Below are 16566 nucleotides of genomic sequence, written 5' to 3' on the forward strand. Positions count from 1 at the left end.
GTGGGGACCCCACTAGATCAGGTACATGAGGGGGAAGACAAAAATCCAGATGATGTCGACGACGTGCCAGTAGAGGCCCACGTTCTCGACCGGCGTGTACCACACGCTCGAGTATCGGCCCTTGTAGGAGAACCAGGTGAGGAACCCGATGGCGACGATCCCGATGATGATGTGGAGCGCGTGGATCCCCGTCATCACGTAGTAGATGGCGAAGAAGATGCCCGCCCGGCGGTTGGAGAAGATGGCGCCTTCGCGGCCGTGGCCCCCAGAGTCGTCGCCGTGCTCGGTCTCGAGACCTCCGGCTGCCATGCTACCTACGTCCTCGTGGAGCGAGTTGGCGTTGCCCAGAACGGCCTCCGCCGCCGTCGCATCCGCCCCGCCCTCGGCGGCCCCGTCGAGCGTGGCACCGTTGGCGGGAGCCACCCCGCCCTCGTCTAGGGCCGTGCCCGCGAGCGGCTGTGCGCCCTCGGCCTGCGTTTCGGCCTCGGCCTGCACGCCGCCCTCGGTGCCCGTGTCCGGCGCCGCCGGCGCGCCGTCGATGCCCGGGTTCTGGTCGGCGCCGGTGAGCGGGGCGTCGTCGGTCGAAACCGGAGCCGTCTCGTCCGGGATCTGGTTGCCCGCCGCGTCGGCGGCGGCGTCCTCCCGCTGGCTGGGCACGAACAGCGGTGTCGCCGCGACCGAGCCCGTCAGGTCGTTTACGCGGTCGACGCCCTCGTCGAGCTCGAAGTTGTAACCGGGGAAGATGCCGAGCTCGAACTTGTGCTCGTACTCGAAATACTTGACGACGAGGAAGGCCGACGCCAGCGCCATCGTCGCCAGCAGGTTGTAGCGGAGCACCTTCTGGTTGTCCATCTGCGCCCCCCGGATGGCCCACGCCATCGTGAGCGACGACAGCAGGAGGACGAGCGTGTTCGCGGCGCCCAGCGTCGTATCGAGCTGGAGGCTGGCCTCGTCGAACAGTTCGGGGTAGAGGACGCGGAAGATCCCGTAGGCCACAAAGAGCGCCCCGAAGAGCAGGATCTCCGTCGCCAGGAACAGCCACATCCCCAGCTTCGACGACTCGAACTGCTGCTCGGCCGAGACGAAGTGGTGCTGGAGGTTCGACGGGTGCATCTGCCCGTCGTAGCCCTCGAGCATGTGGGCGTGGCCGTCGCCACCGTGCCCGTCGCCGCCCACGGCGTGCGGGTCGTCGACGGTGAGGGCGGGCGGGGTGGGGTTCGCCATGGGTGCGTGCGTCGGTCGAGCGCGTCGGCCGCCCCGCCCTCGCAGGACGGCTCGGGCGGGGCGGGGTGAGAATTAAGAGGTCGGGCTGTCGGTGGCGTCGTCGGGCTGCGCCGTGCCGTCGTCGACCGACTTCTCCATCTCCTGCGGGGCGCCGACGGCGATGTCAGGAATCGGAGCGCCGTCGCCCGCGCTGTCGCCCGAGGTCTGGAACAGGACCTCGTAGTCGTACGGGCCGTGCGTGACGAGCGGGGTCCGGTGGAAGTTGTGGTGGTCCGGCGGGCTCGTCGTGTGCGTCCACTCGAGCGTCGCCCCGCCCCACGGGTTGCCCGGCGCCCGGCGCGCCTTTTTGCGGAGCGAGAGCAGGCCGTTGACGAGGACCACGAGGAGGCCTACGCCCAGCACGTACGACCCGATCGTCGAGAGCTGGTGGAGCGGCTGGAGCCACGGCTGGTCGGGGTAGTCGTAGTACCGACGCGGCATGCCCTGGCTACCCATGACGAACTGGATAAAGAACGTCATGTTGAAGCCGATAAACACGAGCAGCGCCGAGACCTTGCCCAGCGTCTCGTTGTAGAGCCGGCCCGTCATCTTTGGCCACCAGTAGTGGATGCCGCCGAGGAAGGCAATGACCGTCCCGCCCATCATCACGTAGTGGAAGTGGGCAACCACGAAGTAGGTGTCGTGGAGGTGGATGTCGACGGCCAGCGCCCCGACCATGATGCCCGTAACGCCGCCGATCGTAAACAGGAACAGGAACGAGAGCGCGTAGAGCATCGGCGTCTGGAGCCAGACCGAGCCCTTGTACATCGTCCAGGTCCAGTTGAAGACCTTGATCCCCGACGGGATGCCGATCAGGAACGTGATGAGGCTGAACACGATGCTCGACACCGGGCTCTGGCCCGACGTGAACATGTGGTGGCCCCAGACCATGAACCCGAGCAGCGCAATCGCCACCGACGAGAGCGCAACGGCGCGGTAGCCGTAGACGCGCTGCCGGCTGAACGTGCCCATCAGCTCCGAGATCACCCCGAAGCCGGGGAGGATCATGATGTAGACGGCGGGGTGGCTGTAGAACCAGAAAAAGTGCTGGAACAGGACGGGGTCGCCGCCCAGCGCCGGGTCGAAGATGCCGATCCCGAGCGTCCGCTCCAGGACCAGGAGCACGAGCGTGATCCCGATGACCGGCGTCGCGAGGATCTGGACGATGGACGTCGCGTAGATCGACCACAGGAAGAGCGGCATCCGGTTCCAGGTCATCCCCGGCGCCCGCATCTTGTGGATCGTCACGATAAAGTTCAGGCCCGTCAGGATCGACGAGAACCCGAGCACAAAGGCCCCGAGCGCCATCGCGATTACAGCCGTCCCGGTCTCCTTCGAGTACGGCGTGTAGAACGTCCAGCCCGTGTCCACCCCGCCCGTGGTGATCGAGAGCAGCGCGATGCCCGCGCCGAGCACGTAGATGTAGAGGCTGAGCAGGTTCAGGCGCGGGAACGCCACGTCCTTCGCGCCCACCATGATGGGGAGCAGGAAGTTGCCCATCGTCGCCGGGATCGACGGGATGATGAACAGGAACACCATGATCAGCCCGTGCATGGTGAACACCCGGTTGTAGGTGTCCGGTCCCATGATGTTGCCGCCGACGACCGCCCCGCCCGCATCGTAGCTGTTGACGAAGAACAGCTCCGTACGGATGCCGAGCGCGAGGAGCCCGGCAACCGTAAAGAAGAAGCTGACCGCGACCAGGTACATGATCCCGATCCGCTTGTGGTCGACGGTCAGCGCCCACGACTTGACCCACGCCCACGCACGCGCTAGGCCCTGCACGTCATCGGGCGGACGGGGCTCGTGGAGGTAGTTGTGGACCGGCTCGTGGCCGACCGGGTATGCCCGGCCCTCACGCGGCGCGCGGGCGGGGGCGGGGCTCTTCGTGATCGTCGCCATCGGTTCGGGGGCGGGGTGGGGCCGGACGAGCGGACGTCGGGCAGAGGGGGATGTTCGGGCGGGGGACCTTTTCAGGAACCGCCCCGCCCGGGCGGGGCGGCCCGCTTACTCGCGGACCTCCTCGCGGGCCGGGCCGTCGACGGGGTCGGCCACGGGGACGCCGGGGTCGCCCATGCCGCCTTCGGGCGCCTGACCGGCGAGGCTGTCCTCGATGCCTGCGTCGGTCGGGAGCGTGGTGTCGGCCGGGGTCGCCGCTCCGCTCAGGACGCGAATGTACGCGGCGACGCCGGCGATCTGCTGGTCGTTGAGAACGCCGTCGTAGGACGGCATGTTGGCGTTCTCGAAGCCCGGGGCGATGTACGCCTGCGGGTAGAGGATGGAGTTCGCAATGTAGACGTCGTCGACCACGCCTTCGGCGCTTCCGGGTCGGGGCTCCCCCCAGATTCCCTCCCACGACGGACCGACGCCGGGCGTCCCATCGACGGAATGGCAGGCGTTGCACCCGCGGGCGACGTAGACCGACGCGCCCAGGTCGGCCGGGGCCATCGCCGGCGGCTGCTCGCCCGGCAGGTACCCGTTGGCGACGTAGGCGTAATAGTCGCCCCGGCTGACGACGCGGATCCTGGCCCCCATGTTCGAGTGGGACGTCCCACAGTACTCGGTGCAGAGGATCTGGTAGACGCCCTCGCGCGGCGCCTCGAACCAGACGTAGGCAAAGCGGTTGGGGAGCACGTCGTGCTTGATCCGGAACTCGGGGACGTAGAAGCTGTGGAGCACGTCCTGGCTCGTCATCTCGAGCCGGACCGGCTGGTTGACCGGGACCACGAGCTCGGTCGCGTTCGTGCCGTTGGCGTACTCGAACGACCAGTTCCACTTTTGGGCCTTCACGTTCACCGTGATCGCGTTCGACGGCGGGATCGCCGTGCCAACGTAGGCCCGGAACCCCCAGAAAAAGACGCCGAGGACCAGGATCGTCGGGATCACGATCCAGGACACCTCAAGCCACTTGTTCTCGTGGGTCTCCTGCGGCCGGTCGGCGTGGCTCGTCCGCCGGTACTTCCGCACGAAGTACACCATCGCCGCGGCCACGAACAGCGTCAGGATGATGCTGCTGATCATGATAAAGTTGAACAGCGCGTCGATCTGGGGCGCCGTCGTGGACTCGGCCGGCGGCAGCCACAGCCCATTCCGGCCCGTCCAGAACGCCTGGCGGGTGGCTTCGATCACGCCGGCCGAGTCGGCCGCGGGGGTCTGCATCATCATGAGGGAAAGGTCGTGCCGGGGTGCGTCAACGGCGGGTCACCGGGCGGGGTGGAGGACACCCCGCCCCACCGCTCAGCGGTGCTGCGGCCCTCGCGGCGCCAGAACACGAACAGCATGGCGCCGAACACGAGGAGCAGGAGCGCCCCGCCGATCTTGGTCGCCGTCAGAACGGCGAGGGAGTACGACTGCGCGTCGTGGTCGTACTGGAAACACGTTAAGAGAAACCGGTCGAGCGTCGAGCCGACCGTGCCCTGCCCCGCTTCGGTAATCGCGAGGTTGACGTCGAACGGGGCATAGTCGAGGCCGTAGAGGTAGCGCGTGATCTTGCCGTTGGGGCTGAGGAACATGACGGACGCGGCGTGCGCGTACTCCCCCGTCTTCGCGTCGAGCCCGTAGCGGAACCCGACGGCCTCAGCCAGCCGCTCCACGTTCGCCTCGGTCTCCGGCGTGACCGTCCAGAAGTGGAGGGCGCGCTCGGCGGCCGGGTCGTCGATCTGGCGCACGTAGCGGGCCTTGGCCTCGGCCGCCTTTTGCGGCGTGTCGTTGGGGTCGATGGAGACGGCCAGCACCTCGTAGTCCTGCCCCAGCGTCGCCTTCGCCTCGCTCACGGCGTCGGCCACGCCGTCGAGGACGAGGCTGCACAGCATGGGGCAGTTGTGGTAGACGAACGCCAGCAGGACCGGCCGCTCGCCATCGAGGAGCGATGAGAGCGCGACCGGCCGCCCCGCCTCATCAACGAACTGGAGGTCGGTGGGGACCGTCGCACCCAGGTTTTCGTCGATCCCGTATTGCCCGACGAGCCGGTTGGGGACCGCCCCCTGCCCCGCCTGCCCGTCGAGCGGGACAAAGTCCGATGTCGTCGTTACCTGCGCGGCCGCCGGTTGCACCACCCCGCCCAGCGCCACAAACGCGGCGGAGACGGCGACAGCGAGCCGGAGGCGACGCAGCGTCATGCTAATTGCGGTCGAATGGGGCTTCGGCGCCTTCGTCCACGCCGACCTCCTCGCCCGTCTCCACACGGAGCTGGAACGGGGTGGTCTCGGCCTCCTGAATTGTGTCAGGCTCCCCGGTCGGGCTGAGCGGGTTGATCCCGGGCAGGGGTGCCGTGAGCGGGCCGCGGTCGGACGGCACCTGGACGGCGCGGGGCGGGCCGATCGAAATGGGGAGCGTGTTCCACCGCTGGCGCGTGGTCGGCACCTCGGCGGCGCCCGCGCGCGCGGCCCCGTACTCCGCCGCGACCAAACCCATCGCCTGGCTGATGGGGACGCCGTACGTGCTGCTGTCGGCGCGCTCGTAGTCGGTCAGCTTGGCGAGCCCCTCGACGCGGACCTGCAGCAGCTCAGGGTATAGGACGACGTTCTCGGCCTCGGCCCCCACCTGCGCCTGGAACGGAATGACGAACAGGTAGATCAAGCCGACGACCAGCGCGACAATCCCGACGCCGACCGAGATGATGAGCCCGAGGATTTGGCCGGACTCGATTCCCTCCTCCTCGACGCCCATCTGCTCCAGTAGGGCCTCGGCCTCGGGGTCGCCGTCTGGGGTCGCTTCGTCTTCTGCCTCCACGGCTGCCGTGGGGACCAACTCGCCGTACGGGCCGAGCGGCTCGTCGCCCGTCGGGCGCGCTGGCGTGCCAGCGGCCTCGGGGCGGACGCCCTCGTCCTCGGCTGCGGCCGGCTCGCCCCGGTGCGGGTTGGGCATGGGCGTGCCGGGAAGCTCGTCGGGCTCGTCGTTGGGGAGGCGGGGCGGGTCGTCCATCGTGGCAGGGTAACGGCCGAGGGGGGCCGATGGTTTTCAGTATCGATTGAAAGCGCCGTGCAGGTGGGCACCGCCCCGCCCGCACGGCGCCGCTGTTTGAGCGTTGCGCCCCGCCCCGCGACAGACCGCGGAGCTACACGTTCTCGAACCGCAGGGACTCGGCGAAGTAGGGGTCGTTGTACGGCGTGAGCGCGTGGCGCTGCAGGCGGAGGATCGTCACGCCCAGGAAGAGCCCGAACAGCCCGAGCCACACGAGCATCTCGAAGATGGGGATCGCCGGTGGGATCACGTCAAGGTCCATCACGTCGTCCGGCGTCTCGCCTCGGGCCGGCGTGGCCGCGTCTGCGGCGTCCGGGTCGAGCACGCCGTCGAGGTCGTTTACCCCGCTCACGGCCTGCGCCGGGAGGAGCTGGACCGCCCCGCCCTCGTCCATCGCGGGCGGGGTGGCGGCCACCTCCTCGTACTCGGCCTCCATCGCCGGCATCGCGACCCACCACAAGTCGACCCAGTGCATGACCAGGAGCCAGACGGCCATGACGGCCAGGACCGGCGCGATCCGCTTGGTGATACGCGGGAGCAGGATCAGGAAGGGGAGGATAAAGTTGAAGATGACGAGCGACCACGCGACCGTCCCCCACCCGAACGACAGCCGCTTGAGGAACCACACGGTCTCCTCCGGGATGTTGGCGTACCAGTACAGCATGTACTGGCTAAAGGCGATGTACGTCCAGAACACGACGAACGCGAACATGAACTTACCCATGTCCTGGAGGTGCTCGACGGTCACCTCGGGGAGCATCCCCATCTTCTTGAACCAGAGGGCCAGGAACGTGATGAGGCAGAGCGCGCCGAGCCAGCCGCCGGCCCAGAAGTAGATCCCGAACATGGTCGAGAACCAGTGGGGGTCGGTCGACATGAGGAAGTCGAACCCGGCGAACGCCGTCGTGACGGCAGCGAGCGGGATGCCGTAGGCGCTCACCTTGCGGAGCTCGAGCGTCCGGTCCGCGTCGGGGTCAGTGTCGTTGCCGACCGAGATCGCGTAGAGCCGGTGCCCGAGCCACGTCCACGCCACGAAGTACAGGACGTAGCGGACGAGGAAGAACGGCATGTTCAGGTACGCCTTCTTCCCCGCGATGAGCGCGTCGTAGTACGGGCTCGCCGGGTCGTACAGTTCGGCGTGCGTCCAGTGGAACAGATCGTGGCTGCCCAGGAGGACCGGGATGCCGGCCAGCGCGAGGAGCGGGAAGTTGGCCGAGAGCGCCTCGGGGATGCGCCGGATGGTCGTCGACCACCGGGCCTTCGTGATGTGCTGGATCATCACGAAGAACAGCGACCCCAGCGCGATCGAGACGCAGAACGTCCACGCGACGAGGTAGGAGAAGAGCGCCCGCGACGGGTCGCCGAGCAGGAGCACCAGGAAGATGACCACGCCGACCACGCCCACGGCGAGCGGGGCGATCCACGACAGCTGGCCGCCGGTAAAGCGGTGCCGGGGCGGCACGCGGTCGGCCGGGGCGTCGACCGGGTCGAAGAGGAAGCGGGTCAGGGCGTTCGCCATGGGGTCGGAGCCGTCGCGGGGGCGGGGCGGTCTAGTTCGAGAGCCGGATGTTCGGGTTGGCCGTCTCCAACCGCTCGCGCTCGGTGACGGGCACGTCGCCGGCGGTCGCGGCCTGACTCCGCTGGAGGGCGCGGATGTAGGCGACGATGGCCCAGCGGTCGGCGGGGGGGAGCTCGTGGCCGTAGCTGGGCATCGTGTTGATGCCGTTCTGGATCACGTCGTAGAGGTACCCGTCGGGCCGCTCGCGGAGCGCCTCGGTGTGGTACGACGGCACAGCGAACCCGTAGCCCAGCCCGCCGTTGCCGACGGCGACGATGCCGCGGCCGTCGCCGGCGAGCCCGTGGCACGGCGTGCAGTAGATGTCGTACCGCTCCTGGCCGCGCTCGAGGAGCGACGGCGTCACGGGCACGGGGATCTCCTCGACGTAGGAGCCGTCGGCGTTGCGGCCGTAGTAGAACGGCGCGTTCGCGTCGGTCCGCAGCTCGCCGCGCGCGACCGTCCCGGCGACGGGCGGGCGCATGGCCGCGCCGTCGAGGAAGAACTGGCTGGGCTCCTGCGCCTCGAACCTCTGGGTGTAGTCCATGTTGAGGTTCGGGTGGATGGGCGGGGCGTCGCTCGTCATCCCGCGGCAGCCCGCGAGGGCGGCGGCGGCGAGCACGAGCAGGCTGAGGCGCGGGGTCATCGGAAAAACCGGGGCAGGGGGGCGAGGGCGGGGTGGGGGCGGCCGGTGCGGGCCACCCCGCCCCTACAGGTCGCCCGTCGTGTGGGGCGGGGTGACGGGGACCGGCGCACGGTCCGCGTTGGGGGCGGGCGCCGCCAGGTCCGCCCCGCCCACGAGCGTGGCGCCGTCATGGTCGACGTACTCGACGGCCGTGGCGCCGAGCCCGAGGAGGTCGTCCGTCGTCCGGTCCTGGGCGAAGGTGCCGTCGGCGGCGGCGACGTGGAGGAAGAACCCGTCGTCGGTGGCCCGGCCGAAGCGGTCCGAGTAGAACAGCGGGTCGTAGGGGCGGGGCAGCCCGTTCAGCGCGAGCATCGCGCCGACGGCCGTCAGCGCCGAGAACAGAATCGTCAGCTCGAAGATGATGGGGACCGACGCCTCAAAGGCGTAGAGCGGCTTGTTCGAGATGTTGATCGGGTAGTCGACCTCGCTCGTCCACCACTGGAGGAGCCATCCGAGGAAGGCTCCGGTGATGCCGCCGAAAAAGACGAGGTACCCGATCTTGGAGACCGGCAGCCCCATCGCCCGGTCCATCCCGTGGATGGGGAACGGGCTGAACGTGTCGAGCCGGGTGTAGCCCCGCTCGCGGAGCCCCTTGACGGCGTCGTAGAGGGCGCCGGGGTCGGGAAACTCGGCGAGCAGGCCGACGTGCTGGTTCGACCGCTCTTCGAGGCGGGCCGCGATGGCGTTCGGGATCGGCAGGCGCATGGGGGCGGGGCGGGCGCTAGGACGGGTCGCGGTCGTGGGCCACGTCGTCGGGGACGCCGTCGGCGTCGGAGTCGGGAGCGGCCGTCGCGGCGCCCTGGGCGTTCGCGTCGACCTGGTACGGGGCGAGCTCGTGCGCGTCGGCGTGGCCGTCGCCCGCGTGGTGGTAGAAGTGGGGGTCGGCCTGCGGCATCACGCCCTTCACCTCGGCGATGGCCACCATGGGCACGAACCGGAGGAAGAGGAGGAACAGCGTGAAGAAGAGTCCGAACGTCCCCACGTACATCAGGATGTCCCAGATCGTCGGGCTGTAGTAGTCCCACGACGACGGCAGGAAGTCGCGGTGGAGCGACGTGACGGTGATCACGAACCGCTCGAACCACATGCCGATGTTGGTCGTGATCGAGATCGCGAACATGATCGGGATCGACCGGCGGAACTTCTTGACCCAGAAGACCTGGGGGAAGATGAGGTTGCACGCCATCATCGTCCAGTACGCCCAGGCGTACGGCCCGAACGCGCGGTTGGCAAACGCGAACTGCTCGTACTCGACCTGGCTGTACCAGGCGATAAAGAACTCCGTGATGTAGGCGAACCCGACCACCGTCCCCGTCACCAGGATGATGATGTTCATCTTCTCCAGGTGATCGATCGTGATCAGGTTCTTGATGTCGAACACGCTCCGCGCGACGACCATCAGCGTGACCACCATCGCGAAGCCGGAGAAGATGGCGCCGGCGACGAAGTAGGGCGGGAAGATCGTGGTGTGCCAGCCCGGGACGATCGAGACGGCGAAGTCGAACGACACGACCGAGTGGACCGAGAGCACGAGCGGGGTGGCGAGCCCGGCCAGGAGGAGGTAGGCCCGCTCGTAGTGGCGCCACGAGCGGTTCGAGCCGGTCCACCCGAGGCTAAAGAAGCCGAGGATGCGGGCGCGGACCATCTTGCCGGCCCGGGCCGCGCGGTCGCGGATGGTCGCGAGGTCGGGGATGAGGCCGACGTACCAGAACAGGAGCGAGACCGTCCCGTAGATCGAGACCGCGAACACGTCCCAGAGCAGCGGGCTCTTGAACTGCGGCCACATGGCCATCTGGTTCGGGATCGGGAGCGTGTAGTAGATGACCCACACCCGGCCCACGTGGAACGTGGGGAACGTGAGCGCACACGCGACGGCGAAGAGCGTCATCGCCTCGGCCGCCCGGTTGATCGACGTCCGCCAGCGCTGGCGGAACAGGAAGAGCACGGCCGAGATGAGCGTCCCGGCGTGGCCGATGCCGACCCACCACACGAAGTTGACGATGGCCCAGCCCCAGAAGACCGGGTTCGTGAGCCCCCACACGCCCGGCCCGTTCCAGACCTGGTAGGCCACGGCGACCGCGAAGATGGCGAGGCCGGTGAGGGCGGCGCCGAACGCGATCCACCACCCGAGCGGCGTCTTTTTCTCGGTGTGCACCGAGACCATCTCGGTCACGTCGTGGAACGAGAGGTTGCCGCGGACGAGCGGGGCGTCGGCCAGCGTCTTCGGGGTCCCGTCGGCGTAGACCGGGGCGCCGTCGCCGCCGGAGCGGCCGTACGCGTTCTTGGAGGTGACGGTGGCCATAGGGGAGGAGAGGGCGGGGCGGGAAAGAGGGGGAAGAGGCGGTCGGGTCCTTCTTCTCCCCGTCTCTCCTTCTCGTCGGTGGGGGCGGGGCGGTCTAGGCGGCGGGGGCCGCGACGCCGGCGGCGGCGTGCGTCTCGCCGTCGTCCGTGTGCTCGCCGTGGGCCGTGTCGAACGGCGTGGCGAGGTCGGGGTGCGGGTTGCGGAGCCGGGCGAGGTACGTCAGCCGGGGCTTGACGGCGAGCTCGGCGAGGACCGCGTAGTTGCGCTTGTTCAGCTTCTGCTGGTTGACGAGGCTGCCCGGGTCCTTGAGGTCGCCGAAGACGATGGCGTCGGCCGGACACACCTGCTGGCACGCCGTGAGGACCTCGCCGTCGCGGAGCGGTCGGTTCTCGATGTGCGCGTACTGCTGCGTCTGGCGGATGCGCTGGACGCAGAACGTGCACTTCTCCATCACGCCGCGGTAGCGGACCGTGACGTACGGGTTGGACTGCATCTGGACCGTCGTCGGCAGGTGCTTCGTCCAGTTGTAGAAGTTGTACCGGCGGACCTTGTACGGGCAGTTGTTGGCGCAGTACCGCGTGCCGATGCAGCGGTTGTACGTCATCTCGTTGAGCCCGTCCGGCGAGTGGGCCGTCGCGTTGACGGGGCAGACCTGCTCGCAGGGCGCGTTCTCGCAGTGGACGCACATCATCGGCTGCTGGACCATACCCGGGTCCGTTTCGTCGCCGACGTAGTAGCGGTCGAGCCGGAGCCAGTGCATCTCGCGGCCGATCGCGACCTGCTCCTTGCCCACGACTGGCACGTTGTTCTCGGCCTGGCAGGCGACGACGCACGCGTTGCACCCGGTGCAGGCGTTGAGGTCGATGACCATGCCCCACTGGTTCTCCGAGTAGAGCCAGTCGCCGATGCGGGGGTCCTCGGATGCCGAGTTCTCGGCGCCCCAGGCCGGCGGGAAGTTCTCCCACGGCGCGCCCTCGACAAAGTGGTCCTCGTCGCGGGCAAACACGGGGTCCGCCTCGTACTCCTCCAGCGTCGCCATGCGGACGATGTGGCGGCCCTCCATCGAGCCGTGGTCCTGCGTCGACGCGAGGAGGTAGTCCTCGGCGACGGCCGCCGCCCCGACCGAGGGCACGACCGCCCCGCCCAGCGGGCGGAGCCGCTCGATGCGCGTCGAGATCGCCCCGCCGTCGAGGTCGCCGCCGACGTACGACGAGACCGGGCCGGGGTAGTAGATGTCGGCCTGGACGTTGAAGAGCCGCTCGATGAGGCCGCGGTCGCGGATCACGCGCGGCGAGTCGATCTCGCGGCCGTACCCCATGGGGACCGTGATCGAGTTGTCCGGGTGGCCGGGCTGGACCCAGACGGGCACCGTCGCGACGGCCCCGTTCGGGGCCTCGATGCCGATGACGGTCGCGTAGGCCTTGCCCTTGTCCTCCTCGACCGTCCAGCCGTTGGCGAGCGCCGTCGCCGGGCTCACGAGCGCCACCGGGTCCCACGTCACCTTCGTGACCGGGTGCGGCGCCTCCTGCATCCAGGCCACGTTCGAGAACTGGCCGTCGTAGAGCGTCGGGCTGAGGCGAACGACGAGCTCGATCGCGGCGGGGTCGGGCACGTCGAGGTCGGCCAAGCTGGCCGCCCCGCCCCCAGATCCGAGCGACGGGAAGCCCGTGCCCTCGACGAACCCGTCGTGGAGCGCCGTGCGCCAAGCCGTCTCGAAGTCGCCGCCGAGGCGGCCCCGGAGCGACGACCGCAGAAGGTCGTAGCCGGCGACGTTGCGGCCGGTCGCGAGCAGGTTTAGGACCTCGAGGTCCGAGTGCGCGTCGTCGTAGAGCGGGGTGATCAGCGGCTGCACGACCGAGAGCGTCCCGTCGTAGGCGCGGGCGTCGCCCCACGACTCCAGGTAGTGGGCGGCCGGGACGTGCCACGTCGCGCGCTGCGCCGACTCGTCGCGGTAGAAGCCGGTGTGGACCGAGAACGGGACGGCCGCGAGCGCCTCCTCGAAGCGGAGCTCGGCGGGGAGGTGGTAGACCGGGTTCGTGCCCAGCATGACGAGCGCGTCGACGCGCCCGGCGCCCATGTCGCGGACGAGGCCCGCGAGCTCTGGGCCGACCGGCTGGACCGGCCCCTCGCCCGTCGCGAGGTACTCGACCACCCCGCCCCCGAACCGCCCGTTGAGGACGGCCACGAGCGCGTGGAGCTCGGGCGGGGCGGTCGGCCCGGCCACGAACGCGGCGCGGCCGCCGGCGGCCTGCACGTCGGACGCGATGGCGGCCACGAACGGGGCCAGCTCGTCCTCGATCAGGACCTGGGCGCCGGCCGGCACGCCGAGCGCCTCGGCGACGGCGGCGGCCACGAAGGGGACGGTGCCCGCCTTGACGGCTTGGCGGTGGTCGGCCATCCCGCCCGTCATCGTCATCGTCGACTCGACGGCGTACATCCGCGACATCGTGCCGCGCTCGTCGACGCGGCGGCTGGCGGCGTACTGGCGGTTGTTCCAGACCGTGTTCGGGTCCTCGGACGCCAGGAAGTCGGCGTCGAACGTGACGATCACGTCCGCGTCCGCAAAGCGGTAGAGCGGGCGGGCCGGCTGGCCGAGCGCGGACTGCGTCCCGAGCGCCTGCGCGTCGTCGAGGTGCGGCCCGAGCGTGACCCACCGGGCGCCGGGGTAGGTCTGGAGCAGCTGGTCGCGGAGCGCGTCCTGCGTCGGCGACGCGCTGGGCGCGGCGAGGACGGCGAGCCGGGCCGTCCCGCGCTGCGCGAGGAGCCGGTTCGCCTGGCCGACGAACGCGTCCCACGTGCCGCGCGCGCCCACCCCGCCCGCGCCGCGCGTCCACACGTGGCGGCTGCGGTCGGGGTCGTAGAGCTGGAGGACGGACGCCTGCGCGAAGATGTCGGTCGCGCCCTGCACGAGCGGGTGCTCCGGGTTGCCCTCGGCCTTGGTCGGGCGGCCCTCGTGGCTCTGGACGACGAGCGGGCGGCCCACGCCGCCGAGCGGCATGGCCGTCGCGTAGTACTGCGGTACGCCCGGAATGACCTCCTCGGGCTTCCGCACGTAGGGGACGATGGCCTCGACCGGCCGGCGGCAGCCGGAGAGCCCGGCCAGCGCGGCGCTCGCGCCCATGACCTGGAGGAACGTCCGCCGGCTGGTCCCCTCGTGGCCGTCGCCGGCCGGGTCCAGGAACTCGTCGCGGACGACGGACGGGTCCTGCGACCCGTCCTTGCCGGAGAGGCTGCGCCACGGGGCGGGGCGGCCCTGCATGGCCTGGGCGTCGCGGTCGGCTGCCTGGTCGGCGGCGCTCAGGACGTCGAGCTCAATCATGTGCGAGTGTCGGGTATCGGATGGTCAGGTAGCAGGTGAGGGCGCGTAGCCCCCGTCGCCTGCCCACCTGCAACCTCCTAGTAGTGGCAGGCCGAGCAGTTCTGGGGCGGCTTGATCCCCTCGCGCTCGATCCGGGCCAGGTTCGTCTGGACGTACTCGGCGTAGCGCTCGTCGCTCTCGCGGACCTCCTCGGCGTAGCCCATGGTCGTGACCAACTCCGGGTCGCGGAGGTGCTCCTCGGGCGCCCGGTGGCACTCGAGGCACCACCCCATCGAGAGCGGCTCGGCCTGGTAGACCACGACCATCTGGTCGATCCGCCCGTGGCACGACTCGCACCCGACGCCGACGTTGACGTGGGCCGCGTGGCTAAACTGGGCGTAGTCCGGGAGGTGGTGGACCTTGACCCACTGGACCGGGACGCCGGTCGCCCAGCTCTCGCGGACCGGGAGCAGCTTCTCCGACTGCGTCTGCACGACGCCGTGGCAGTTCATGCACGTCTGCGTCGACGGCACGTTCGCGTGCGGGCTCTGCTCGACGTGGTTGTGGCAGTACCGGCAGTCCATCCCGAGCTGACCCGCGTGGAGCGCGTGGCTGTAGGGGACCGGCTGCTCCGGCATGTACCCGACCTCGTAGAACTCGGGCGAGAGGTAGTACCAGGCGAGCGCGATGACCAGGACGCCGCCGCCGAACGCCCCGAACAGGGACAGCGTGGGCAGCGCGTTGGCCTTGCGCGGGAAAAGCTGGGGCATGGGCCGCGGGGTGGGGAGTCCTCCGAGGGGCGGGAGGGGCCGTTTTCGAAGGTAGACCGGCCCCCTCGGGGGGCCAGCGAAGATAGCTCGAATGGGCCGCCGGAGGGGCCGGGCGGTCAAGGTGCAGATGCCGGAGTGTCAGCGCATCGGGAGGACGCCTAAACACTCTGGGGCCGGACGGAATCAGGAATCTCCCCGCCCCGCCCCCGTCCTGGGGCGAGGGCGGGGCGGCCTAGGCGAGGGCGGGGCGGACGCGCGTGAGCCGCGCGAACCGGGCCGAGAGCGCGACGGCCGCCGCGGCCAGCCCCAGCGTGAGCCCCCACCACAGCCCGCGCGCGCCCCACCCCGCCCCCACGCCCAGCACGACGCCCGTGGTCAGCCCGACGCCCCAGTAGGCGCCGGCCGAGATGAGCATGGGCACGCGCGTGTCCTTGAGCCCGCGGAGCGCGCCGGCGACGGCGGCCTGCACGCCGTCGAACAGCTGGAACACGGCGGCCACGCTCAGCAGCGACGCCGCGAGCGCCGCCACGACCGGGTCCGGCGACGGGCCGGCGTAGACGGCGACGACGAGGTCGGGGCGGAGCCAGAACAGGAGCGCCGAGCACGCCATGAACGCTGCGCCCAGGCCCGCCGAGGTCCACCCCGCCCGAGCCGCCGCGCGCTCGTCGCCGGCCCCGACCGCCTGGCCCACGCGGATGCCCCCGGCCATCCCGATCCCGAGCGGGACCATGAACGCGACGCTCGCCGCGTTGAGCGCCACCTGGTGCGCGGCGAGCGCCGTCTCGGGGTCGGGGAGGCGCCCGACGAGGAGCGTGGCCGCCGTGAACAGGCCGGACTCCATCCCGAACCCGACGCCGATGGGCCAGCCCAGCGCGAACAGCTCGCGCAGGGCGCCCACGTCCGGCCGGCGGAAGTCGGCGAGCACCCCGAACCGGGCGAGCGGCCCGCGCCGGACGTAGACGGCGAGCGCCGCGGTCATGACCGTCGTCGAGACGGCCGAGCCCCACCCGGTGCCGACGAGGCCGAGGGCGGGGAGGCCCAGGGCGCCGAACATGAGCGCGTAGTTGAGCGGCACGTTCACGGCCACGCCCAGCAGCGTCACGCCGAGGACTGCGCGGGGCCGGCCGTCGCCCTCGGCGAGCCCGCGGAGCGCCGTGAACCACAGGTTGGGCACGAACCCCCAGCGGATCGCGCGGAGGTACGCGCCGGCCAGCGCCGACGTGTCGGGGTCCTGGCCGGTCCACACCAGGACGGGCTCGACGAACCCGAGCCCGATCGCGAACGGGACGCCCAGGATCGTCGCCAGCCACAGCCCCTGGCGCGCGCCGCGCGCCGCCGCGGCGTCGTCGCCGGCCCCGACCGCCTGCGCGACCGTCGGCTGCACGGCCACAAGCACGCCCACGCACACGAGCGAGGCCGTGACGTAGGTCGTCGACGCGAGCACGACGGCCGCCAGCGCCTCGGTCCCCAGCCGGCCCACCATCACGACGTCGATAAAGCTCATCGACATCTGCGCGAGCTGGACGAGCACGATGGGGACGGCGAGTGCGAGCGTGGCGCGGACCTCGCGGCCCAGGGCGGGGCGGGACATCAGAGGGGGGAGGGGGAAGCGGGGGACGAGCAGAGGCGCCACCAGCGCTCCCAGCCGCCCCGCCCCCGGAGCCGGCCGCGCGGACGGAGCGGGGACGACCGGCCCACGTCCCCTGCTAAGCCGCGAAGCTACCGGCCGCC

The 16566-nt window shown here is 70.4% G+C and carries 12 protein-coding genes; all 12 read right to left on the reverse strand.

From position 1 onward, the window contains the following. Window positions 1-12: 12 nt before the first annotated feature. The gene (locus tag RQM47_RS04665) at window positions 13-1224 is read right to left on the reverse strand and encodes a cytochrome c oxidase subunit 3 (RefSeq protein ID WP_311662677.1); all 1212 of its coding nucleotides are present in this window, start codon (window positions 1222-1224) and stop codon (window positions 13-15) included. Between the two features lie 72 nt (window positions 1225-1296). Beyond that, window positions 1297-3165, reverse strand: a complete 1869-nt coding sequence (gene ctaD / locus RQM47_RS04670) for a cytochrome c oxidase subunit I (RefSeq protein ID WP_311662678.1) — start codon at window positions 3163-3165, stop codon at window positions 1297-1299. A gap of 105 nt (window positions 3166-3270) precedes the next feature. After that, the gene (gene coxB, locus RQM47_RS04675) at window positions 3271-4428 is read right to left on the reverse strand and encodes a cytochrome c oxidase subunit II (RefSeq protein WP_314007623.1); all 1158 of its coding nucleotides are present in this window, start codon (window positions 4426-4428) and stop codon (window positions 3271-3273) included. After that, complete coding sequence (locus RQM47_RS04680; protein ID WP_311662680.1) at window positions 4425-5381, reverse strand: SCO family protein; 957 nt, start codon at window positions 5379-5381, stop codon at window positions 4425-4427. The genes coxB and RQM47_RS04680 overlap by 4 nt, the downstream gene beginning before the upstream one ends. A 1-nt stretch (window position 5382) precedes the next feature. Beyond that, window positions 5383-6186: a hypothetical protein gene (locus RQM47_RS04685; RefSeq protein ID WP_311662681.1), complete on the reverse strand. Its 804-nt coding sequence runs from the start codon at window positions 6184-6186 to the stop codon at window positions 5383-5385. Between the two features lie 133 nt (window positions 6187-6319). Further along, on the reverse strand, window positions 6320-7744 hold the full coding sequence (locus RQM47_RS04690) for a hypothetical protein (protein WP_311662682.1): 1425 nt from the start codon (window positions 7742-7744) through the stop codon (window positions 6320-6322). A 31-nt stretch (window positions 7745-7775) separates the two neighbouring features. Further along, a complete protein-coding gene (locus RQM47_RS04695) occupies window positions 7776-8426 on the reverse strand; it encodes a cytochrome c (protein WP_311662683.1) in 651 nt (216 codons plus the stop codon). A 63-nt stretch (window positions 8427-8489) separates the two neighbouring features. Then, window positions 8490-9170 carry a DUF3341 domain-containing protein gene (locus tag RQM47_RS04700; protein ID WP_311662684.1) on the reverse strand — a complete coding sequence of 227 codons (681 nt, stop codon included), beginning with the start codon at window positions 9168-9170 and terminating at the stop codon, window positions 8490-8492. Between the two features lie 16 nt (window positions 9171-9186). Further along, window positions 9187-10767, reverse strand: a complete 1581-nt coding sequence (gene nrfD / locus RQM47_RS04705; protein WP_311662685.1) for an NrfD/PsrC family molybdoenzyme membrane anchor subunit — start codon at window positions 10765-10767, stop codon at window positions 9187-9189. Window positions 10768-10861: 94 nt separating this feature from the next. After that, window positions 10862-14086, reverse strand: coding sequence for a 4Fe-4S dicluster domain-containing protein (locus tag RQM47_RS04710; protein WP_314007627.1), 3225 nt, complete (start codon window positions 14084-14086; stop codon window positions 10862-10864). A 77-nt stretch (window positions 14087-14163) separates the two neighbouring features. Then, window positions 14164-14835 (reverse strand): cytochrome c3 family protein, encoded by a 672-nt coding sequence (locus tag RQM47_RS04715; RefSeq protein ID WP_311662687.1) that lies wholly within the window; start codon window positions 14833-14835, stop codon window positions 14164-14166. Window positions 14836-15067: 232 nt separating this feature from the next. Further along, window positions 15068-16426: an MATE family efflux transporter gene (locus RQM47_RS04720; RefSeq protein WP_314007630.1), complete on the reverse strand. Its 1359-nt coding sequence runs from the start codon at window positions 16424-16426 to the stop codon at window positions 15068-15070. Window positions 16427-16566: the final 140 nt, after the last annotated feature.

It is taken from the genome of Rubrivirga sp. S365 (assembly GCF_032248475.1).
Classification (GTDB): domain Bacteria; phylum Bacteroidota; class Rhodothermia; order Rhodothermales; family Rubricoccaceae; genus Rubrivirga; species Rubrivirga litoralis.